18 protein-coding genes are annotated in these 21,579 nt (G+C 37.7%); 6 read left to right on the top strand and 12 right to left on the bottom strand.

From position 1 onward, the window contains the following. Positions 1-62: 62 nt before the first annotated feature. From FORMB_RS05610 to FORMB_RS05630, 5 genes are all read right to left on the bottom strand, one after another. Positions 63-260: a hypothetical protein gene (locus tag FORMB_RS05610; protein ID WP_069676520.1), complete on the bottom strand. Its 198-nt coding sequence runs from the start codon at positions 258-260 to the stop codon at positions 63-65. A gap of 86 nt (positions 261-346) precedes the next feature. Beyond that, positions 347-1,198, bottom strand: a complete 852-nt coding sequence (locus tag FORMB_RS05615) for an alpha/beta hydrolase family protein (RefSeq protein WP_069676521.1) — start codon at positions 1,196-1,198, stop codon at positions 347-349. Next, positions 1,199-3,847 (bottom strand): PD-(D/E)XK nuclease family protein, encoded by a 2,649-nt coding sequence (locus FORMB_RS05620; protein WP_335583333.1) that lies wholly within the window; start codon positions 3,845-3,847, stop codon positions 1,199-1,201. 177 nt (positions 3,848-4,024) lie between these two features. Beyond that, the gene (locus FORMB_RS05625) at positions 4,025-5,452 is read right to left on the bottom strand and encodes an OmpA family protein (RefSeq protein WP_069676523.1); all 1,428 of its coding nucleotides are present in this window, start codon (positions 5,450-5,452) and stop codon (positions 4,025-4,027) included. A gap of 146 nt (positions 5,453-5,598) precedes the next feature. Next, a complete protein-coding gene (locus FORMB_RS05630) occupies positions 5,599-8,730 on the bottom strand; it encodes a UvrD-helicase domain-containing protein (RefSeq protein ID WP_069676524.1) in 3,132 nt (1,043 codons plus the stop codon). 108 nt (positions 8,731-8,838) lie between these two features. Here FORMB_RS05630 and FORMB_RS05635 point away from each other — a divergent pair, with 108 nt between their 5' ends. Further along, positions 8,839-9,447, top strand: a complete 609-nt coding sequence (locus FORMB_RS05635) for a superoxide dismutase (protein WP_069676525.1) — start codon at positions 8,839-8,841, stop codon at positions 9,445-9,447. Between the two features lie 174 nt (positions 9,448-9,621). Here the strand turns inward: FORMB_RS05635 and FORMB_RS05640 are convergent, their stop codons facing one another. From FORMB_RS05640 to purN, 4 genes are all read right to left on the bottom strand, one after another. Further along, positions 9,622-11,520, bottom strand: a complete 1,899-nt coding sequence (locus tag FORMB_RS05640) for an amidophosphoribosyltransferase (RefSeq protein WP_069676526.1) — start codon at positions 11,518-11,520, stop codon at positions 9,622-9,624. A 65-nt stretch (positions 11,521-11,585) separates the two neighbouring features. Beyond that, positions 11,586-12,515: a PfkB family carbohydrate kinase gene (locus tag FORMB_RS05645; protein WP_069676527.1), complete on the bottom strand. Its 930-nt coding sequence runs from the start codon at positions 12,513-12,515 to the stop codon at positions 11,586-11,588. An 81-nt stretch (positions 12,516-12,596) separates the two neighbouring features. Continuing rightward, complete coding sequence (locus tag FORMB_RS05650) at positions 12,597-13,238, bottom strand: ribonuclease H1 domain-containing protein (protein WP_069676528.1); 642 nt, start codon at positions 13,236-13,238, stop codon at positions 12,597-12,599. Beyond that, positions 13,231-13,797 (bottom strand): phosphoribosylglycinamide formyltransferase, encoded by a 567-nt coding sequence (purN, locus tag FORMB_RS05655; RefSeq protein WP_069676529.1) that lies wholly within the window; start codon positions 13,795-13,797, stop codon positions 13,231-13,233. Before purN ends, FORMB_RS05650 begins: the two co-directional genes overlap by 8 nt. 179 nt (positions 13,798-13,976) lie before the next feature. Between purN and FORMB_RS05660 the strand changes: the two genes are divergently transcribed. The 5 genes from FORMB_RS05660 to pyk all read left to right on the top strand — a co-directional run bounded on the left by FORMB_RS05660 (position 13,977) and on the right by pyk (position 18,272). Next, positions 13,977-14,210, top strand: a complete 234-nt coding sequence (locus tag FORMB_RS05660; protein ID WP_013869581.1) for an acyl carrier protein — start codon at positions 13,977-13,979, stop codon at positions 14,208-14,210. A gap of 16 nt (positions 14,211-14,226) precedes the next feature. Continuing rightward, positions 14,227-15,477 carry a beta-ketoacyl-ACP synthase II gene (gene fabF / locus FORMB_RS05665; RefSeq protein ID WP_069676530.1) on the top strand — a complete coding sequence of 417 codons (1,251 nt, stop codon included), beginning with the start codon at positions 14,227-14,229 and terminating at the stop codon, positions 15,475-15,477. A 6-nt stretch (positions 15,478-15,483) separates the two neighbouring features. Next, positions 15,484-16,224: a ribonuclease III family protein gene (locus FORMB_RS05670; RefSeq protein ID WP_157498079.1), complete on the top strand. Its 741-nt coding sequence runs from the start codon at positions 15,484-15,486 to the stop codon at positions 16,222-16,224. A 117-nt stretch (positions 16,225-16,341) separates the two neighbouring features. Then, the gene (locus FORMB_RS05675) at positions 16,342-16,824 is read left to right on the top strand and encodes an IPExxxVDY family protein (RefSeq protein ID WP_069676531.1); all 483 of its coding nucleotides are present in this window, start codon (positions 16,342-16,344) and stop codon (positions 16,822-16,824) included. Then, a complete protein-coding gene (pyk, locus tag FORMB_RS05680) occupies positions 16,824-18,272 on the top strand; it encodes a pyruvate kinase (RefSeq protein WP_069676532.1) in 1,449 nt (482 codons plus the stop codon). Before FORMB_RS05675 ends, pyk begins: the two co-directional genes overlap by 1 nt. Before the next feature lie 24 nt (positions 18,273-18,296). Here pyk and ilvA read toward each other — a convergent pair whose 3' ends face one another. From ilvA to ilvN, 3 genes are read right to left on the bottom strand one after another with little or no spacing between them, the layout of a single operon-like run. Continuing rightward, the gene (ilvA, locus tag FORMB_RS05685) at positions 18,297-19,559 is read right to left on the bottom strand and encodes a threonine ammonia-lyase IlvA (protein ID WP_069676533.1); all 1,263 of its coding nucleotides are present in this window, start codon (positions 19,557-19,559) and stop codon (positions 18,297-18,299) included. 5 nt (positions 19,560-19,564) lie between these two features. After that, positions 19,565-21,043, bottom strand: a complete 1,479-nt coding sequence (gene ilvC, locus FORMB_RS05690) for a ketol-acid reductoisomerase (protein ID WP_069676534.1) — start codon at positions 21,041-21,043, stop codon at positions 19,565-19,567. Between the two features lie 5 nt (positions 21,044-21,048). Beyond that, on the bottom strand, positions 21,049-21,579 hold the full coding sequence (gene ilvN, locus FORMB_RS05695; RefSeq protein WP_069676535.1) for an acetolactate synthase small subunit: 531 nt from the start codon (positions 21,577-21,579) through the stop codon (positions 21,049-21,051).

The raw sequence follows: 21,579 nt of genomic DNA on the forward strand, positions 1-21,579 counted from the left end.
AGGCATAAAACAAAAAAAGCCCACTCTAGGAGTGGGCTTTAAATTGTTTAGATTGGAAAACTTTAAACGGCCTTCTTTACAAAAGGTAATCCTGTTTTTTCGTTTTCTACAATCATTTTTCCAGCAGGAAGATCACATGTATTATCACGCTCATCTTTGGCGAAATAATAGATAGTTTGTTCTCTACCACCTTTAAGAATTACATCTTTAGTGTGTAAAAAATACGTCTTTCCTTTACTATTTTTGAATGAATATCCCATAATATATATTTATTTTAGTCTAAATTACAAAAATTAGTTTGTTCTTTCCAAAAAAAATATCAGATAAATGCCATTTTTTTTAAGAACTAGCACAAATTGTTAATAAAGTGGGTGATTTTTGAGTGAATTTCCTGTAAACAAGGGGGTAATTCACTAGAATCCCAAGGATGATGGCTTCCAAAGACATGATTCGCGCCTTCCAATACCATGAGTTCACTCTGTGGATGCCATTCATGTAATTCCAACGCCTCTTTTAAATCCACACTTGTGTCTGAATCTCCATGAATAATTAAGTGTGGTAGCTTTAAATTTTTAGCAGCGTCTTGAATGTTCAGTTTGGACGCATTCGCCTTGAAATTTTTATAGAATTGAAAATAATGAGGCATCTGTTGTTTGGTGCGCCCATTCATCACAAAACTTACACCTGACGATTTCCAAGCCTCAAGATCCGACCCTTTAGGGAATCTCGATTTAAAATCAGAAACCCCTGCAAGGCTTACAAGATTTTTAACACGGGAATCTTCAGCTGCTTTTAGAGTGACAATCCCACCACCACGGCTATGACCTACTAAAGTAATATTAGAGACATCAATATATGAGTGTTTCGCATAGGTTGTTTCCACCCAATCCAGCACCTGATTCAAATCGTCTAATTCTTTGGTGTAGTTGTTATGACCAAAAGCTTCAAGGTCTGGAAAATCGATTGGTTGCTCAACTGTCCCGCCATTGTGAGAAAAATTAAATTTTAAAACGGCTACCCCAGACGCCGCAAAGGTCTTTGAAAGTAAATTCCAAGCACCCCAGTCTTTAAAGCCTTTATAGCCATGGCAAAAGATGATGAGCGGCGCATCCGTTACATTCTTATTATAAAAAATATCTAACAAGATTGGTAAACGATGTGGACCCTTAATGACTTTATTTCTTTCTTCAATGACCATTTAAACTTCTTTTTCGATAATCTCAATGTCTGGATTAAAAAGCTCTAGAATGAGTGTTTTGAGTTCGTGCTCATAACGGACTAAAAAATCCGTGGACAATAAGGTGGTTTTCTGAGCATAGGCTCCCGGTTTGTCTTTCTTAGCAAACTTCAATAACCCTGATTTTAGATTTTTAAACGAGATGATACCCGCTTCCACTGGCGTCGTGAACGGCGTTTCGGTATTTAGCATATATGCATACGTCATGATCTGAAAACTTTTACTATGCGCTTTATAGTCGCTGGTGATGTCGTCCCAATGTACCAACTCCAGTTCGGATTGAGATACCTGTGAGGTTTTATAATCAATAATTCTGCGAGTCCCATTGCACACATCGATTCGGTCAATGGTTCCAATCAATTGAATCGGGGTTTTGAGTTCGGGAATGTCAATGGCAACCGCCATTTTGGATTCTATCGCTTCAATTATAATCTCATCGCCCTTATTGATACAGGCTAATTCGTAGTTCAAAAAATTTGAAACATAGCGTTTGGCAATTTCAAAACTAATCAGATTGAGTCCCTGAGTGATATCGCCTTCTTTATAAAGTTCCTTAAAATAATAGGTGACTGTCGCATCGATTTTGGATTTTAAACCCATCAGCATTGCTGGTTCCAAAACCTTTCCAATAAATGGTTTGTAAAAAGCTTCCAGTGTGTTATGAATGATACTTCCAAACGTATTCGCAGCAACCGTTTCTTCTAAAAGAATATCAGCCTTGACCCCTAAAATTTTCTGATTGTAAAAATCAATTGGATTCCGAATGTATTGACTTAATGAGGAGGGTGAAAATCCTTTCGCTGCCACCGTTTTAAGTTTTGAAATAATTTCAGGGGATTTCTTTACCGTGAGTAATTGCGGAGTAATCTGTGGTGTCTCTGGAATGACTATTTTATGATCTAAGTTGTGATGTGCTTCAAACTCTAATTGGGTTATAAAACGACTGCGTTCGCCACCACTTAATACATCGGGCTCGGTGTTATAAATGATATGTGCATTCTTAGCGCGCTGAAGCAATCGATAAAAGTGATAGGTATAGACCGCATCCTTTTCTTTGTAGGTAGGCAGTCCGTTTTCAATTTTAACATCAAAAGGGATAAAAGAATTATTGGTTTTACCTGCCGGCAACACCCCTTCGTTGACTGAGACAATTATCACTGTTTCAAAATCTAAAACCCGGGATTCCAACATCCCCATGATCTGAAGTCCTTTCAACGGTTGTCCTTTAAAGTCCAAGGTTTCGAGACTCAATAATTCTTTATAAAGACTTTGTAAAACTTTGATGCTCGTGATATAGCTATAAGTAACGTTTAAGCGTTGTAGGTGATTGAAAATTTCTGAAAACCGATATAAATATTCTAAAGCTAATAAGTGGTTATTTTTAGATTTGGTATAATGGTCTTTCAGTTTAAAAATAAGCGTTAAAACACGTTCAATCGCTTTGTTAGGCTGGTCGTTCCAAGTCGCAAACAAAAGCTCTAAATTTTCTTTATGATTGGGAGCGATGGCAATGATTTGATCTTTAGAGAGGCTTATTAAGTTTTGATGTTTAATCGTCGTGATGATCAATTGAGCCGCATCTTCCTCTTGAGTTTGAAACAAGGGACGCACAAATTGGTGCGACAATACGCCAATCACATCTTGGTAATAGTACAGGGGTGTAGGGTCTTTATGAAGCTGAAACCATTGATCGATAAAGGCTGAAAAAGGGATTTGCTTTAAAGGCAATCCCATGGTGATATTAATGTCCTCTATACAGCTCGGAATTGAATTCAATATCGGAATCAATAAATCCTCATTCCCTAAAACCAAGGCTGTATTTTGGAGTTTGTTTTCGGTATATAACTGTTGTAAAAGTGCACCCACATATTTAACCTGACCTATGTTTTTAGGGGTTCCAACGACGGATATATTTTTGGGATTGGTATAATGATTAGAAACCCACTTAAAGGGTTGAGATTTAAAATGTCTCCACGTTTTTTGATGTTGTCTTATAAAGTATCCCGCATCGTGTTGGGGAGTCTCTATAAACGTTTGGTCGATGTCCCAATAAATTTTTGCTTTGTCTTGTTGTAACAACTCCTGAATGATGGTGGATTCAGAAGCATTCAAAGCATTAAACCCTAAAAAGACATGCGACTTATCTGGATGGTTTTGAATGTAGGCCTCTAGGTTTTCGACGGCTTCTCTGTAAATTAAGCCTTGATAGCCTGCTCCTTTTTGAAGAAGATGCGCCGTGAATTTGGTGTAATACGTATGCACCTTTTTCCAAAAAGACAAATAGCCTTTGATAAGGGGAGTTGAATTTGGCTCTAAAGACCAATGATTGATCTCCTGAATGGCGGATAGGTATTCAAAAATCTGATTTTGAGGAATTAAATAGCGGTCAATTTCATTAAAATCTTGAAGTACAATGGGCGCCCATTTTGAAAAACTATCAAATGAATCTCTTTCTTTTAGGGGTGTAAGCTCTAAATAGACTTCGTAAAACTCAAAGATAAGTTCGGTACTGCTAAGGAGTCTTAATTGAGATAGCTCTTCTATAAAGGTCTCAATGGCAATTATTTCAGGTAAGAAGCCTGTTGTTTTGTTTAATTTGGACCACTCCATTTTAAGAAATATCCCGGCCCGCTTATTCGGGAGAATAAGGCTGAGTTTGGAAACATCTTTCGAATGTATTTCCAGGTCTTTTAAAACGTCATAAATAAAACTTGTCATGTTATAAAAATAAAAAAACGCTTCGCAATAGCGAAGCGTTTTAAGCTTTTTATTATGTAATAGTAAAAACTATTCAGCCAATTTAACTTCTACACGTCTGTTAGCCGTTCTTCCTGCGGCAGTCATGTTAGATTCAATTGGGTTGTTTTCACCAAAACCAATCGAAGTTAATCTATCTGCTGCAACACCATTTTCCACTAAATAATCTACAACTTTTTGAGCTCTTCTTTCAGAGAGTAATTGGTTGAAATTTTTATTAGTACCCGTGCTGTCTGTATGTCCTTCAACAACAAAGTTAGCTGTAGGGTATTCTTTTAGAATTGCTGTAATAGCCTTTAAAGTTGGGTATGCTGATTGTTTCAAATCTGATTTCCCTAAGCTAAAGTTGATTGTTCTTGCGTAACTTGTAAGTTTTGTCTGTAATTCATCCGTTGGAATCATTTCAGGACAACCATTGTTAGCAACAGTTCCTGCTTCCGTAGGACAGTTGTCATCTTTATCTAAAACACCGTCACCGTCACTATCTTTCCAAGGACATCCGTTGTTAGCCACTGGGCCTGCTTCATTTGGACATTCATCTTGAGCATTTGCAAGACCATCTGCATCTGCATCTGGACAACCCGCTAATGCTTTTAATCCAGCTTCATTAGGACATGTGTCATTGTTATCAGATACACCGTCTCCGTCTGTATCAGGACATCCGTTGTACTCAGCTAGACCAGCTAATTCAGGACACGTATCTTTTGAATCTTCAATGCCATCTCCATCTGTGTCAGGACATCCGTTGAATTCTTCTAAACCAGGTACTTCTGGACAAAGATCATGTTTGTCATATATACCATCTCCATCTGTGTCAACTCCTCCAAATTTGAAAGCAACTCCTACAGAATGTTGGAAATGTTTTGTTAAGTAATCTTTAAAAGAATGCTTGTATGTAGACTGCGCTGTGATTCCAACGTTGTCAGAAAACCAATACGCCAAACCAACAGTTCCATTTAAAGTTCCAGCTCCCACTAAAGCGGAGCCCCCTGCACCAGAGTTGCTATTAAAAGCACCTTCTTCGATCCAAGTATATCCACCACCGATACCAACAAATGGCTCTAGTTTTTTTGTATTCAACAATCCTGAAAGGCTGTATTTCACGTTTCCATCAACTGCATAATACATTAGATTGTTTACAGAAACAGGTGTCCCATCTTGAGTTTGTCCCCATTTGTCCAGTCTGTTTATAGACCCTGAAAACCCTACAGAGAAACCATCTTCAACATATTTTTGTAAAGAAATTAAAGAAATTGAGGGAAGAATACTCCAGTTTTCTTCTACGTTATAGAATTCTTGGAAATAATCTCCTTGAGGAGCGTCTTCACCGACAGGAAATACATCTACAGCATTTACACCAATTGTAAGTTGCCATGGGTTGTTTTCGTCTTGTGCATTTACATTGCCAATCGCGAAGACTAGTAATGTTGTTAGAATTAATCTGTTAAGATTTTTCATGTGTTCGTGATTTTAATTTATTAAGTTAAGTAAACGCAAAAATAAGATGTTATTCTTACAAAACAAATATAATATATAAAAAAACAATATTAATTTCCAAAAAGACTTGAGATTAATGTTATTTTTTTATCTAAAACATGTTAAAACTAGCACACTTTAACCTGTAAACTTGCATTTATGTACACGAGTATTTTTTTGACAACCTTATACCCCATTTCTTCAATAATTTCCGAATAATTTGCCAGCTGGGCTTCGTATTTGTCGTAAGGATCTCCTGTCTTATAATCAATAACTACGGCTGTTGCGTCCTTAAAAACGACCAATCGATCTGGAATAATGATTTTTCCGCTGGAAGTCATAATTTCTCTTTCGTTATAAACCTCTACATCTGAGCTATAATAGGAAGCTAGTAATGGGTGGCTAACAATCGCGTTTAAAGTGCCCGAAAGTTCATCACTTTGAGTCGATGAGATTACACCTGCATTAAAAAAATCATTCAGCGTAATTTCAATATCTACTTTGGTGTAAATTTTTGACATTAATAAATGAATCAAATTACCCTTCTCAAGCGCTTCTTTTTGTGTCGTATCCCATAAATACCCTGCGTTGGTGGCCATTGACACGTTGAGGTGTTCTTTTGGTGTGGATATAAATTCGCGCTGAAAAACTGTCGGGTATTTTGCGGATTTTGGAGCGTCTATGCTCTCAAACGATCCAAACTCGTATTCCACCGTTCCATCTTCCCATCGCCCCGATGATTTTAGATAATTGATCAGAAGCCCTGAATATGTTTTTAGATTTTCTGCTCCGTTTTTGGCAACCGCTGCATTTCCTACAATATATAATTGTTCAACCGCCCTAGTGAGCGCTACATATAATAGGTTGATATTATCAAGCTCTAATTTTGATTGATGATCTTTAAAAATAGCAGCCCCTTCCGAGCCAAATGACTCAAAATCTTTATTGTAGTTTAATAAAAAATGTGGGAAAGGAGCATAAGAGGCATCCATTGGCATCCATTCTTTTGGCTCCAATTCTTTATAAATGTCCAATTCTGCAAAAGGAAAAATAACAACTGGAAACTCCAACCCTTTCGATTTATGAACCGTCATAATTTGAACGGCATTAATGCCTTTCGGGGTCACAACGCTTAGACTGTCTTTTTTGAGGTTGAAGTGGTCTATAAATTGACGGATACTCGACGTTGGTTTTTGAGTAAATTCGACCACAAAGTCCAAGAAAAATTGAATGTAAGCATTCGATGTTTTTGCCAATTGAAAGCTACTAATGATATATTCTACAGATTCATAAATAGAAAGCTGTAAAGCAGTTTTAGGAGAAAAGATCAACCCTAAAGGCTCTAGGACTTTAAAAAACGTGGCGCGATTTAATGGAATACACTTTACACGGAACAAGTGCGGGTCGCCGACATCTACGTGGGATGCGATATAATTGATCACCTCCAATTTGGCTTCCATATTAGACGGTTCATGGACATACTCCAACACGCTCATAATGTGTTTTACCTCTGGAGATTGCGCCACTAAAAGCGTCTCGCTTGAAACAATATCAATTTTTGACTGGCTTAATAAATTTGCCACCGCAACACCGTCTTTTCGTTTTCGGACCAAGACACAAATATCTTTCAAGGCAGCATCCTCGCTTGATTCTAAATAAGATCTAATGATTTTTAGAACTTTTTCTGCATATAAAAGCGATTTGTCTTCACCCTTTTCAAACTCTAAAAAGGAAATATTTACATAACCCGTTTTGTCATTAAATTCCAATTGAGGAGGTGATTGGTATAAGGACTTATAAGTCTCATTTGAGAACACAACCGTCGAGAGGTGTTTGAAAAAATTATTATTAAAATTGACCACCTGTCTGCAACTTCTATAATTTGTTGGAAGGTGAGAAAGCGATGCATCAAAAGGGAATTCGGTTGCATTGTTGTGTAAATTGATGAACTGCTCTGCCTTTCCACCTCTCCAACGATAAATGGCCTGTTTGGCATCGCCCACCAACATAGCGCTCCCATTTTCTTCCGCCAAAGTGTTTGTTAATAAGGGCACTAAATTTTCCCATTGCAATTCGGAAGTGTCTTGAAACTCATCAATAAAAAAGTGATTAAACTTTTCTCCGATGCGCTCATAAATAAAAGGCGCTGGCTGGTCTTTTATTTGCTGACTTATGATGGTATTAAATTCAGAAATCATCAATAAGTTTTCCTCGTCTTTGATTGTTTTTATCTCTTGGTGTATTAAATTCAGAACCGATAGTGGAGTGGTGTTTTTTCGAATATTTTTTAAATACCGAATTCTATAAACCGCTTCTTTTGTTTTATGGAATACTTCTACAAGCTGAGGACGAAGCCCGTCAATAGCAGCGGCAACGTGCGGCGGTGCTTTTTTAGTGTACAGCGAGGTCGTTTCTATAGATTGTTGCCATACGGCTACATATTTAATGTCAAATTTTCCGGAGGCTAAGTCCTTAAAGTGTTTTGGCAAAGACCCTCGTGTAAAATCTGAAAACTCAATACCATTGGCTGTAATCACATCTAAAATTTGGGTGGACAGCTCTACAACTTGTATTTCTGTTTCACTAATGTCTTTTGTTAAGGTTGATTTCAACGCGCCAAATTCCTGTAATGAACGTTGCGAAAGCACCTCTAAAAATGGTGCATCCGTCTCCCTTGTTAACAGCTTGGCTGTTTTTGCTAGGTCTAAAGCAATGTTCCAACTTTTATCGTCGTCCGCTTTTTCTATCGCAAATTCAACCAACACTTTTGTGAGTGCCTTGTTTTTTCCCGCTTTGGAGAGCAAACGACTGACGGCTTTTTGGAGTAAAAGATCAGTGTCCAATTCGACCTCAAAATTCATCGGGAGTTTTAAATCAAAGGCAAAGGTGCGAATCAACTTTTGAGTAAACTTATCAATCGTAGAGATGTCAAAGGCAGCATAATTATGCAGTATTTTACTGAGAAGTTGTTTGGATTTCAGGTGGATTTCTTTTGGGGAACTTCCCAATTCACTCACAACTTGCTCAAACAAGGAATCTGATTGACTTAAAATAGAGGGCGCCGCAAATGTCATCAATGCTTCTACAATCCGCGTTTTCATTTCATCCACAGCCTTATTGGTAAAAGTAATCGCCAAAACATGCCGATGCGGTAAGAATTCTTTAGAAGTCAGAACTATTTTTAAATAGTCTTTGACTAAGGTAAATGTTTTCCCACTTCCAGCCGAAGCATTATAGATATTGAATGTTGATGCGCTCACTAAATAAAATTTATACCAAAATAAACAATCTTAATTATATATGCTCGTAATTTTTATTTGAATATTGTAAATTTGAAATAATTATTTAAACACTTAAAATAAATTCTTATGGCTTTTGAATTACCAAAATTAAATTATGCTTACGATGCGCTCGAGCCTAATATTGATGCACGAACAATGGAAATCCACCATTCTAAGCATCATAATGGGTATACAAACAATCTAAACGCTGCAATTGCAGGAACTGATTTAGAAAACAAATCAATTGAAACAATTCTTGGAAACTTGGATATGTCTAACAAGGCTGTCCGAAATAACGGTGGTGGATTTTACAACCATTCACTTTTCTGGAACGTTATGAATCCTGAAGGAAAAGAAGCACTTTCTGGAGAGCTTAAAGAGGCGATTCTTGCCGCTTACGGTTCTTTCGAAGATTTTAAAACCGCTTTCAGTAAAGCTGCTGCAACACAGTTTGGGTCTGGATGGGCTTGGTTATGTGTTCATAAAGGGGGGAAAGTAGAAGTATGTTCTACACCAAACCAAGACAACCCATTAATGCCAGGTGTATCATGTGAAGGAACTCCAATCTTAGGATTAGATGTTTGGGAACATGCTTATTACTTAAACTACCAAAACCGTCGTCCAGATTATATTGAAGCGTTCTTTAATGTTATTAATTGGAAAGAGGTTGAAACACGTTTTGCTGCTGCAAAATAAGTTTTAAAAAACAATGGAAAATAAAAAAGGTGAACTTGCGTTCACCTTTTTTGCCCCAAATCTACCATGAACTTAACCTACTTATGTTATGGTGAGTCAAAGATAGCAGTTTAATACATAGTGAAAATTTATTTTAGACGAACTGCGTATTTATTAGATAAACTGTACTTTACATCAGTAAGCTCTTTCATTATTCTCTTCAAAAAAGTTGATATACGCCCGATTCACCACTCGATTACCTCCTGGAGTTGGATAATTTCCTGTGAAATACCAGTCTCCTAAGTTTTTCGGACAGGCTTTATGTAAGTTTTCTATGGATTGAAATATGATTTTAACCTCAGCGTTGATCCCGTCTTCACTCAGCAGCTCCGCTATTTTATCCGACACTTGTTCTGGAGTAAAGGGTGCATAAATTTCTTTCACAAAATTTTGAACTTCTGTGTCTATTAAATTTTCTTGTGCTTTACAGCGTGCGTAGATATCTTCAACAATATGGTACTTGTTCGCATCTTTTAACAGAGATAATGCCGCTCTAAACGCCACCAATCCTTCAAGGTTTGCCATGTCAATTCCATAACAATCTGGATAGCGAATTTGTGGAGCTGAAGACACCACCACAATCCGTTTAGGTGACAATCGGTCCACCATTTTTAGAATACTTTTCTTTAAAGTCGTCCCGCGAACAATACTATCATCAATGATAACAAGGTTATCTTCTGGCTTGATCACACCATAAGTCACATCGTACACATGCGCCACTAAATCATCGCGACTGCTGTCTTCTGTAATAAAGGTTCTTAGTTTGACGTCTTTAATAGCAATTTTTTCGACACGTGTATGTTCCGAAAGAATTTGAGTCACTTTTTCGGCAGAAAGCGAACGAGTCCCTTTCAATATTTGTTCTGTTTTCTTTTTGTTCAAATACTCCTCAACATTTTCAATCATCCCAAAAAACGACGTTTCAGCCGTATTAGGAATGTATGAAAACACCGTATTTTTTATATCATAATCCACGTGCTTCAAGACTTCGGGAACAATAAGTTTTCCGAGTAATTTACGTTCTTGGTAAATTTCAGCATCACTTCCTCTGGAAAAATAAATACGTTCAAACGAACAAGCCTTCCGCTCTAAAGGTTCCAAAATTTGATCGATCGAAGTTTCTCCCGATTTTTTAGTAATAATAGCACTCCCTGGTGGCAATTCGTGAACCGCATCATAATCGACATTAAAAACGGTTTGAATTACTGGACGTTCAGAAGCAACAACCACAACTTCGTCGTCCATATAATAATAGGCCGGTCGAATTCCTGAAGGATCTCTCAATACAAAAGAGTCTCCATGCCCTAAAAGTCCCGCCATAGCATAACCGCCATCCCAGCTTTTAGCCGCTTTTTTTAATATTTTTTTAAGGTTTAAACGTTCCGCAATCAATGGCGAACACTCCATTTTGGTGTACCCTTCTTTTTTGAGTTTTTTGTAAAGTTTTGAAACCGCATCATCCAGAAAATGTCCAATTTTCTCCATAATGGTGATGGTGTCCGTATACTCTTTAGGGTGCTGTCCAATCTCAACAAGGTTTTTAAACAAACTTTTAACATTGGTCATGTTAAAGTTTCCTGCTAATATTACATTTCGATGCATCCAATTGTTTTGTCTTAAAAAGGGGTGGACGCTTTCAACACTGTTTTTTCCAAATGTCCCATAACGAACATGCCCCAACATCACTTCTCCTAAATAAGGTACTACCTTTTTTTGTGCCTCCGCATCCTCTGCGACTTCCGGATGCTCTGCCAAAACATCATTAATTCGATTGTTGATCTGATCAAAAATATCTTGAATTGGCTGCTGTGCTATCGAACGGACACGACTTATATAACGCTCTCCAGGTTGCATATCTAATTTAATACTTGCAAAACCCGCGCCATCCTGACCACGGTTGTGCTGCTTTTCCATAATGAGGTACATCTTATTGATGCCGTAAAAAGCCGTTCCGTATTTCTTTTTATAAAACTCTAAGGGTTTTAAAAGTCTGATGTGTGCAATTCCACATTCGTGTTTTATAGCATCGCTCATTTAAGTGTCCTAATTAAATAATTAATATATATTAAAAAAGAAACGCGCCAAATTGGCGCGTTTTATTATGTTGTTAATTCTATTTCAAATCGTGTCAGATCCTTAAAAGCCTTGAGACGCGTGTGAATCTCTTCGGGTTGTAAAGACTCTAATCGGTCGGTGCCAAATTTCTCTACACAAAACGATGCGAGCGCGGATCCGTGTATGACCGCTTTTTTCATATTCTCAAAGGATATGTTTTCTGTCTGTGCTAAAAATCCTGCGAACCCTCCTGCAAAAGTATCGCCTGCCCCCGTAGGGTCAAAAACAGATTCTAATGGCAATGCGGGTGCAAAGAACACATTGGAGTCGTTAAATAATAACGCCCCATGTTCTCCTTTTTTAATGACTACATACTCAGGACCCATAGTATGTATTTTTTTTGCCGCAGCTACTAAAGAGTGTTCTCCTGTAAGTTGACGAGCTTCTTCGTCATTAATGGTAATGATATCCACACGCTTGATTACCTCTAAGAGGTCATTCAATGCATGATCCATCCAAAAATTCATCGTATCCAAAATAACCAATGTTGAAGGATCTGTCATTTGATCTAAAACACTCGATTGAACTATCGGGTGTAGGTTTCCTAACACTAAGATCTTAGCATCTTTATAAGCATCGGGAACTATGGGTTGAAAATTTTCTAATACATTCAGCTCTGTTGCCAAGGTATCACGCGTATTCATATCGTTGTGATAGCGTCCACTCCAGAAAAATGTTTTGCCTTCTTTTATAATTTCAATACTTGAAGTATCGATGTCTCTTTTTACAAAAAGATCTAAATAGTCTTGAGGAAAATCGCCGCCCACAACAGAGACGATAGCACTGTCAACTTCAAATTGTGCGGCAGAAAGCCCTATATAAGAAGCGGATCCACCGAGTATTTTATCAGTCTTTCCAAAAGGAGTTTCAACAGCATCAAATGCAACGGTTCCAACAATTACCAATTTACTCATAGAATATTTTAAAAATTAAAGAGCAAAGTTACGTATTTTTTAGTCTTTATAAAACAATAAACTGCGCCCTAATGACTTAATTTATTTCCGTCCAAAATCGGCAGGGATTTCACCCCAAGCCTTGGTTTCCCACTTGACAATTACGGTCGTGTAAGCGTTGTTTTTTAACCATACCACAGCACGGTCTACAAGATTAAATAAAGCTACATTCCTTTCTGAACGCTCTAACTTTGTATTGCATTGTTTTTTTTTGACCCAACTCATCGCGGTTCTTGAATCGGTATAAAGAATTCGGTTGCTGTTATTTTGTTTTAAAAATGCCAATCCATGTACAAGCGCCAAAAACTCACCGACATTGTTAGTTCCTTGCTCGTAAGGGCCTTTGTGAAACAATTGTTTTTTGGACTGGGTATCCACCCCTCTATACTCCATAATGCCCGGGTTTCCACTGGAAGCAGCATCCACCGCAATTGAGTCGTAGTTCGGCTGACCTATGAGCTTTAATCGGGTTTCAGACAAACCGCTTGAAAACTTTTTGGTTTTCCCGATGTAGTCTCTATAATTTCCATTCAGAGCCGTTTTTGCCAATTCAAAGGTTGGAAATGATTTGTATTGCGCCCCTTCAAAATTTGCGATTTGTGCTTTGCAATCGTTCCAAGTCTCAAAAACCCCTGTGTGGTGTCCTTTCCAAACCGTGTAATATTTTTTTTTGGGTTTAGCCATCTGTCGAAAGTATCTGCTGAACGACCTCTGGGAAGTATTTCATTTCTAATTCATGAATTTTAGCGGCGACATCGTTGGGGGTGTCTTTTTTATTAATGGAGCATTTTGCTTGAAAAATAATGGCACCTTCGTCATAATGTTCGTTCACATAATGAATTGTAATGCCTGATTCAGCTTCGTTATTTTCAACCACGGCTTTGTGCACATGCATGCCATACATGCCTTTTCCGCCATATTTTGGCAATAAAGCGGGATGCACGTTCACCACTTTGTTTTTGTAAGTTTCTAATAAGTGTTCCGGAAATTTCCATAAAAATCCTGCTAAAACAATTAAATCAAGATTTTTTAAATTTTCAACCGCCCATTTAGAATCGTTCAATTGTTCTTTGCCAAATGTCAAATTCTTAACGCCCAACTTCGTAGCGCGCTCTAAAACTAGAGCGTTTGGATTGTTTGAAAGAACCAAAACCACCTCCGCTTTTTTGTTGTTTTGAAAATATCTAATTATATTTTCGGCGTTCGATCCAGATCCAGAAGCAAAAATTGCAATTCGTTTCATTAAAAATTTTTAGGTTGGGATTGTTCTACAAAAAAAAGAAAAAGAATTCACATTGAGAAGTAAAACAGCAACACATCATCGATTTCTACACAAATAAGTACACATTTTTAAACTATTTATGTTTTTTAATGTAAAGTTTTTTACTTTTGCATCCTAATTAAAACTTAAAATTAAAGATTATGTCAGACATTGCATCAAGAGTAAAAGCGATTATCGTAGACAAATTGGGCGTTGATGAAAACGAAGTGGTTACAGAAGCTAGCTTCACAAACGACCTAGGCGCAGATTCGTTAGATACTGTAGAGCTTATAATGGAATTTGAAAAAGAATTCGACATTCAAATCCCAGATGACCAAGCAGAAAACATTGCGACTGTAGGTCAAGCTGTTTCATATATTGAAGCTGCAAAATAATACCTTTTAATTTTTTATGGAACTAAAGCGCGTTGTAGTAACAGGTTTAGGAGCATTGACTCCTATTGGCAATAACATAGACACTTATTGGGAAGCCCTGATAAGTGGTAAAAGTGGTTGTGCCCCTGTGACTTATTTTGATACCGAACATTTCAAAACAAAGTTTGCTTGTGAATTAAAAAATTTCGATGTATCGGACTTCTTTGACCGAAAAGAAGCCCGAAAAATGGATCGGTTTGCGCAATATGCTATGGTGGCTTCTGACGAAGCCATCATAGATGCCAAACTAGATTTAGACGCCTTAAACAAATTTAGAGTCGGCGTTATTTGGGGTGCTGGAATTGGCGGAATTGAAACCTTCCAAAACGAAGTGATGAACTTTGCCAATGGTAATGGAACCCCGAGATTTAATCCCTTTTTTATTCCCAAAATGATTGCAGATATTGCCCCTGGTAATATTTCTATCAAACATGGGTTTATGGGACCAAACTATACAACTGTATCTGCTTGTGCATCCTCAGCCAATGCGATCTTTGACGCTTTAAATTTAATTCGTCTTGGGCATTGTGATGTTATTGTCACTGGCGGAAGTGAAGCGACCATCAACCAATCAGGAATGGGTGGCTTTAATGCAATGCATGCATTGTCTACAAGAAATGAAAGCCCAGAAACTGCTTCGAGACCTTTTGACGGTACCAGAGATGGTTTTGTTTTAGGTGAAGGTGCAGGAGCTCTTATTTTAGAGGATTACGACCACGCCAAAGCAAGAGGCGCAAAAATATATGCAGAACTTATCGGTGGCGGACTCTCTTCGGATGCCTACCATATGACCGCACCACATCCCGATGGGATTGGCGTGATTGCAGTGATGAAAAACTGTTTAGAAAATGCAGGAATTAAACCAGAGAACGTAGATGCTATTAATACGCATGGAACTTCTACACCTCTAGGAGATGTCGCAGAATTGAAAGCGATATCGGAAGTTTTTGGAGCGCATGCCAAAAACATAAATATAAATTCTACAAAATCCATGACTGGACACTTACTTGGTGCCGCTGGAGCAATTGAAGCTATTGCCGCTATTTTATCGATAGAGCATGGCATTGTACCTCCAACGATCAACCACGTTACTCCAGACGAAAATATTGACCCTGAATTAAATCTTACCTTAAACAAGGCTCAAAAGCGAGACGTTAAAATCGCCATGAGTAATACGTTTGGTTTTGGTGGTCATAACGCCTGTGTTGTATTCAAGAAATTAGATTAACTTCTGTTGATTTCTTTTCGAAACATATTCAAACCAAATACTCCAAAAAACACTGCACTAGCGGCTTCCATAAAACAAGTAGTTGGATATAGCCCTAAAAAATTATATTACTACATAAAAGCCTTTACGCATGGCTCAACAAATCAAAAGGATTCTTTTGGAAATCCAATAAGCTACGAGCGCTTAGAATATGTGGGTGACGCTGTATTAAGTGCCGTCATCGCGCATTATTTGTTTGAAAAGGTTCTTGAAGGCGACGAGGGTTATTTAACAAAAATGCGTTCTAAAATTGTCAGTAGAGAACACCTTAACGAAATTGGAAAAGAATTAGGTCTTTCATCTTTTATGCGTACAAAAATTCCAATCACTCAATTTGGGGATAACATTCATGGAAATTTGTTAGAAGCCTTAATTGGAGCTGTTTTTTTAGATAAAGGATACGTCGCTTGTGAAAAATTTATTTACAAAAGATTGATTACTCCTCATGTAGATATTGATCTTTTGGAAGGAAAAGTGATCAGTTACAAAAGCCTTATTATTGAATGGTGTCAAAAGGAAAAGAAACATTTTAACTTTGAAAGCCTAAAAGATGTAGGTCAAGATATTCTTAAACATTTTTCTGTAAAACTTCTCATTGATGGAAAAACCATCGCAAAAGCACGCGCAACTTCTAAAAAAAAGGCAGAAGAAAAAGTTTCAAAACGCGCGTATTTCGTCTTGCAAGGAAAGATTGATAAAACATCTTAATCAAAATATTTTCTGCAAGACTATAACGTTTTCGTAATAAATTAGCCCTAAGAAGCGCCAATACGAAGTCAACTATTGTGTTAATATCTTATATTTACAAAATGTTTATTAAGACACATGGCAGTACACAAACTTCTTGTTGATGATTTTGAAGATGCAAATTACTCGCTATTAGCGATTCATTGCGATATTGAAGACTATCGCTTGGCATACTTTTTAAACCAAAATTTAGCAACACGGTTGGTGCGCACAAAAGAAGATTTAGACTTTACAAATTCAACAGCTTCCTTTCCCGTTTTTGAATGGAATAATAAACCTTTACAAACAGCTTGGCATCTCATTAAAAACAATTGCCTTGTAGAAAATGTTGCGCCCATTTCGACGGGCTTATTTGCAGAAAGTAAAGATCACGCTTGGATCGTGCATTCCTTGCTATCAGACCATTCATCGGTTGATTATTTTTTAAAAATCAATAATGGTGGTGGATTTATAAACGAAAAAGAAATCTTGAACACGATTCAAAACATATCCAAAATATCCACGGCTTATAGTGTGGATGTTTTACAACTAAAATCAAAAGAACATTTAATATTTAATTAATGTCACACAGAAGAAAGAAAACAAAAATAGTCGCCACTTTAGGCCCAGCAATTAGTTCGAAGGAGATGCTCCTAAAAATGGTTGCCGCCGGCGTCAATGTATTTAGAATTAATTTTTCTCATGCAGACTATGAGGATGTAAAAACCCGCATCAAAGACATTCGAGACATCAATGAAGAGCATGGTTACAATGCTTCCATTTTAGCGGATTTACAAGGCCCTAAACTCCGTGTTGGCGTCATGAAGGACGATGTAGTTGTAAACCCAGGCGATGAAATTATTTTTGCGACAGGCGAACGTTTTGAAGGCACCAAAGAGCGCGTATATATGACGTATGAGCGTTTTCCGTTAGATACCAATCCTGGAGAGCGTATTTTATTGGATGATGGAAAACTTCTTTTTGAAGTAATTTCAAGCAACCAAAAAGACGAGGTGAAGGCCAAAGTCATTCAAGGAGGGCCTTTGAAATCTAAGAAAGGTGTTAATTTACCTAATACTGATATTTCACAGCCAGCATTGACCGAAAAAGATAAAGAAGATGCGTTGTTTGCAATCCAACAAGAAGTGGATTGGATGGCACTTTCGTTTGTAAGACATCCTGAAGATCTAATGGAATTGCAAGATTTAATAGCTGAACACAGTTCTTATAAAATTCCAATTATCGCCAAAATAGAAAAACCAGAGGCGGTAGAAAATATTGATAAAATTGTGGCGTATTGTGATGGACTGATGGTTGCCAGAGGCGATTTGGGTGTTGAAATTCCTGCTCATCAAGTTCCATTAATTCAAAAACAATTGGTTTTAAAAGCCAAGCAAGCACGAATTCCGGTTATTATTGCGACCCAAATGATGGAGTCCATGATTGACAGCCTTACACCCTCGCGTGCGGAGGTAAATGATGTTGCCAACTCTGTAATGGACGGCGCAGATGCCGTGATGCTTTCTGGTGAAACATCAGTAGGACAATACCCTGTTCAGGTGATTGAAAAAATGTCGGACATTATTAAAACTGTTGAAAATTCAGAATTGATTAATGTACCTCAAAACCCACCGCACATTCGTACCAAGCGCTACATTACAAAATCTATTTGCTACCATGCTGCAAATATGGCCAACGAAATTAATGCGCGTGCAATCTCAACATTAACGAATAGTGGATATACGGCTTTCCAAATTTCGGCTTGGCGTCCTGATGCTCATATTCTTGTATTTTCATCTAACAAACGTATTATTTCTCAGTTGAATTTACTGTGGGGAGTCCGTGCGTTTTACTATGACAAATTTGCGTCCACTGACCAAACGATTAACGACGTGAATAAAATTGCTTATGAAAAGGGCTATGTTGAAAAAGACGATATGGTCATTAGCTTGGCTGCCATGCCAATGAAAGACAAAGGGATGGTGAATACGCTAAGAGTCTCTGAAGTAAAAGACTACTCGAAAGAATAAGTCGATATTAAATATAGGAATTATCTAAACTAAAAACTGAAACAACTCTGGTTTTTCGTTTAGATAATTTCCATAAAAATTTTGCTCTTTCATCTTTGCAATCAAGGGTTCTAAATCCTCTGGCGATTTAATCTGAATCCCCACAACTGCAACATCATTTTCTCTGTTCACCTTTTTGGTGTATTCAAAATGTGTGATGTCATCATTCGGTCCTAATATATCCACTACAAATTCTCGCAAAGCACCCGCCCGTTGAGGAAACGTAATGATGAAGTAATGTTTTAGGTTCGAGTAGAGCAAAGCACGCTCTTTGATCTCAGCTGTTCTTGTAATGTCATTATTACCTCCGCTAATAATACAAACGACGTTTTTGCCTTTGATTTTATCTTTATACGCTTCCAAAGCAGACACACTTAGTGCGCCAGCAGGTTCGGCTATAATGGCTTCCTTGTTATATAAATCTAAGATTGTTTGACAGGCGTTGCCCTCATGAATCGTGATCATGTCATGTAGGTTTTTTTGACAAATCGCAAAGTTTTTGTCACCAACACGCTTGACCGCTGCACCATCTACAAAATTATCAATAGATTCTAATTCTACAACTTTTCCTTTTTGAAACGCCGACTTCATTGAGGGAGCTCCTTCCGGTTCCACGCCAATGATCTTAGTATTTGGAGACAGCAGTTTAAAAACCGTGGACATCCCCGAAGCGAGTCCGCCGCCGCCAACAGCTACAAAAATATAATCGATGGGGGCCGCTGTTTGATGGATCAACTCTAATCCTAATGTTGCCTGACCCTCTATGACCTTTTCGTCATTAAAAGGGTGTATAAACGTTTTCTGGCGCTCCGTACAATCTTTCATGGCGGCATTATAGGCATCATCAAAACTGTCGCCAGTCAATATAATTTTGACATAATGCTCCCCAAACATTTTGGCCCGTTCAATTTTTTGATTGGGTGTCGTGGTTGGCATAAAAATAGTGCCTTGTATTTTTAATAATTTACAAGACAATGCGACTCCTTGAGCGTGATTTCCAGCACTCGCACAGACCACGCCGTTATCCAATTTTTCTTCAGATAAAGAAGACATTTTGTTATAAGCACCTCTAATTTTATAGGAACGAACGACTTGCAAATCTTCGCGTTTAAAACTAATGTTACAATCATACACTGATGAATACTGCACATTTGGAATTAAAGGCGTCACGTTGGCAACGCCTTCTAAGTTTTTAGCAGCAGCTTCAACTGCTTCGATCGTTGGAAAATAAGTAAGTGTTTCAGACATTCGTTTTAGGCGTCTGTTTTTATAACTTTCATCGCCGTCATTGCAGAACGTAGTACTTTCCCCGTAGCTTCTATCGGGTGATTTCTGATCGCATCATTGACCTTAATCAACTCTTGGTTGTCCACATCGTTGCTTGTTGCAAAAGACGTTCCGATCACATCGGTTTCAACCGTTTTCATAAAGTCTACTAATAATGGCTTGCACGCATGGTCAAATAAATAACATCCGTATTCTGCCGTATCAGAAATAATTCGATTCATTTCGAATAATTTTTTTCGTGCAACTGTGTTTGCAATTAATGGCAATTCATGAAGCGATTCGTAGTAAGCCGACTCTTCAACAATTCCTGAATTTACCATTGTTTCAAATGCCAATTCAACGCCTGCTCTTACAAATGCAACCATCAACACACCGTGATCGAAATACTCTTGTTCAGAAATTTGGTCTGCGGTAGCTGTTGTTTTTTCAAACGCCGTTTCACCTGTTGCAGCACGCCATTGTAATAAGTTTACATCGTCATTTGCCCAATCTTCCATCATTGTTTTTGAGAAATGTCCAGACATAATATCGTCCATGTGTTTTTCAAACAAGGGCTTCATAATCACTTTCAACGTTTCAGATAATTCAAACGCTTTAATCTTCGCTGGATTTGATAAACGGTCCATCATTGTGGTGATGCCTCCGTGTTTCAACGCTTCCGTGATGGTTTCCCAACCGTATTGAATCAGTTTAGATGCATAGCTGGCGTCGATTCCTTTTTCGACCATTTTGTCAAATGATAAAATAGAGGCTGTTTGCAACACCCCACATAAAATCGTTTGCTCGCCCATTAAATCACTTTTAACCTCCGCTACAAATGACGATTCTAAAACCCCCGCTTTGTGACCTCCAGTCGCCGCTGCATAGGCTTTGGCTTGTGCCCATCCTTTTCCTTCTGGATCATTTTCGGGGTGAACCGCTGTGAGTGTTGGCACGCCAAATCCTCTTAAATATTCTTCGCGAACTTCACTTCCAGGACATTTTGGTGCAACCATAATAACCGTTAAATCTTCACGAATTTGTTTTCCTTCTTCTACAATATTAAAGCCATGAGAATACGCTAGGGTTGCGCCTTGTTTCATGATTGGCATAATCGTATCCACCACATTTGAGTGTTGCTTATCTGGAGTGAGGTTTAAAACCAAATCTGCCGTCGGAATGAGCTCTTCATACGTTCCAACGGTGAAGCCGTTTGAAGATGCATTTTTAAACGATTGACGTTGATCGTCGATCGCTTGTTGACGTAATGCATAAGAAATGTTCAATCCAGAATCTCTCATGTTGAGTCCTTGATTCAGTCCTTGCGCACCACAACCTACAATTACAATCGTTTTTCCAAGTAAAGCGGTTACACCTTCTTCAAACTCAGAAGATTCCATGAATCTACATTTCGAGAGTTGATTCAATTTTTGACTTAGTGATAAGGTGTTAAAATAATTTGCCATTTTAGTTAGTTTTTGAATGCGTTTAGCATTTCAGTTATTTTTAGTTTTTCTTTAGTTATTGCGATGCGTCCCGATCGTACAAATTGCATGATCCCGAAGGCATTTAATTCTCTGTGTAAAAGTTCTAATTCACTGCGACGTCCTGATTTTTCGAGTACAAAAAACTCTTTATTTACAGTAACGATTCGCGCATTGCTTTCTTTGATGATGTTTTGAATTTGACGCTCTTCAAATAATAAATCTGATTTAATTTTGAACAAGCATGATTCTTGATAAATCGTATCATCATCGGTGTGGTAATAGGCTTTTATGACCTCCACTTGTTTTTCAATTTGACCTAGAATTTTTTTGATTTGGTCTTCGTCCATATTCACCAAAATAGTGAATCGTGATACGCCTTCAATTTCAGATACAGAGGTATTGATACTTTCAATATTGATGTGTCTTCTCTGAAAAATTGCTGAAATTCGATTGAGCAATCCGATATTATTTTCGGTATATATCGAAATCGTATAAAGTTGTTTTTCTGTTCCCAT

It is taken from the genome of Formosa sp. Hel1_33_131, from assembly GCF_001735745.1.
Taxonomy (GTDB): Bacteria; Bacteroidota; Bacteroidia; order Flavobacteriales; family Flavobacteriaceae; genus Hel1-33-131.

What these genes read in the sequence shown, in the direction of transcription:
- FORMB_RS05610 (WP_069676520.1), bottom strand. Translation starts at nt 260, where the DNA reads ATGGGATATTCATTCAAAAATAGTAAAGGAAAGACGTATTTTTTACAC.
- FORMB_RS05615 (WP_069676521.1), bottom strand. Translation starts at nt 1,198, where the DNA reads ATGGTCATTGAAGAAAGAAATAAAGTCATTAAGGGTCCACATCGTTTA.
- FORMB_RS05620 (WP_335583333.1), bottom strand. Translation starts at nt 3,847, where the DNA reads ATGGAGTGGTCCAAATTAAACAAAACAACAGGCTTCTTACCTGAAATA.
- FORMB_RS05625 (WP_069676523.1), bottom strand. Translation starts at nt 5,452, where the DNA reads ATGAAAAATCTTAACAGATTAATTCTAACAACATTACTAGTCTTCGCG.
- FORMB_RS05635 (WP_069676525.1), top strand. Translation starts at nt 8,839, where the DNA reads ATGGCTTTTGAATTACCAAAATTAAATTATGCTTACGATGCGCTCGAG.
- FORMB_RS05640 (WP_069676526.1), bottom strand. Translation starts at nt 11,520, where the DNA reads ATGAGCGATGCTATAAAACACGAATGTGGAATTGCACACATCAGACTT.
- FORMB_RS05645 (WP_069676527.1), bottom strand. Translation starts at nt 12,515, where the DNA reads ATGAGTAAATTGGTAATTGTTGGAACCGTTGCATTTGATGCTGTTGAA.
- FORMB_RS05650 (WP_069676528.1), bottom strand. Translation starts at nt 13,238, where the DNA reads ATGGCTAAACCCAAAAAAAAATATTACACGGTTTGGAAAGGACACCAC.
- purN (WP_069676529.1), bottom strand. Translation starts at nt 13,797, where the DNA reads ATGAAACGAATTGCAATTTTTGCTTCTGGATCTGGATCGAACGCCGAA.
- FORMB_RS05660 (WP_013869581.1), top strand. Translation starts at nt 13,977, where the DNA reads ATGTCAGACATTGCATCAAGAGTAAAAGCGATTATCGTAGACAAATTG.
- fabF (WP_069676530.1), top strand. Translation starts at nt 14,227, where the DNA reads ATGGAACTAAAGCGCGTTGTAGTAACAGGTTTAGGAGCATTGACTCCT.
- FORMB_RS05675 (WP_069676531.1), top strand. Translation starts at nt 16,342, where the DNA reads ATGGCAGTACACAAACTTCTTGTTGATGATTTTGAAGATGCAAATTAC.
- pyk (WP_069676532.1), top strand. Translation starts at nt 16,824, where the DNA reads ATGTCACACAGAAGAAAGAAAACAAAAATAGTCGCCACTTTAGGCCCA.
- ilvA (WP_069676533.1), bottom strand. Translation starts at nt 19,559, where the DNA reads ATGTCTGAAACACTTACTTATTTTCCAACGATCGAAGCAGTTGAAGCT.
- ilvC (WP_069676534.1), bottom strand. Translation starts at nt 21,043, where the DNA reads ATGGCAAATTATTTTAACACCTTATCACTAAGTCAAAAATTGAATCAA.
- ilvN (WP_069676535.1), bottom strand. Translation starts at nt 21,579, where the DNA reads ATGGGAACAGAAAAACAACTTTATACGATTTCGATATATACCGAAAAT.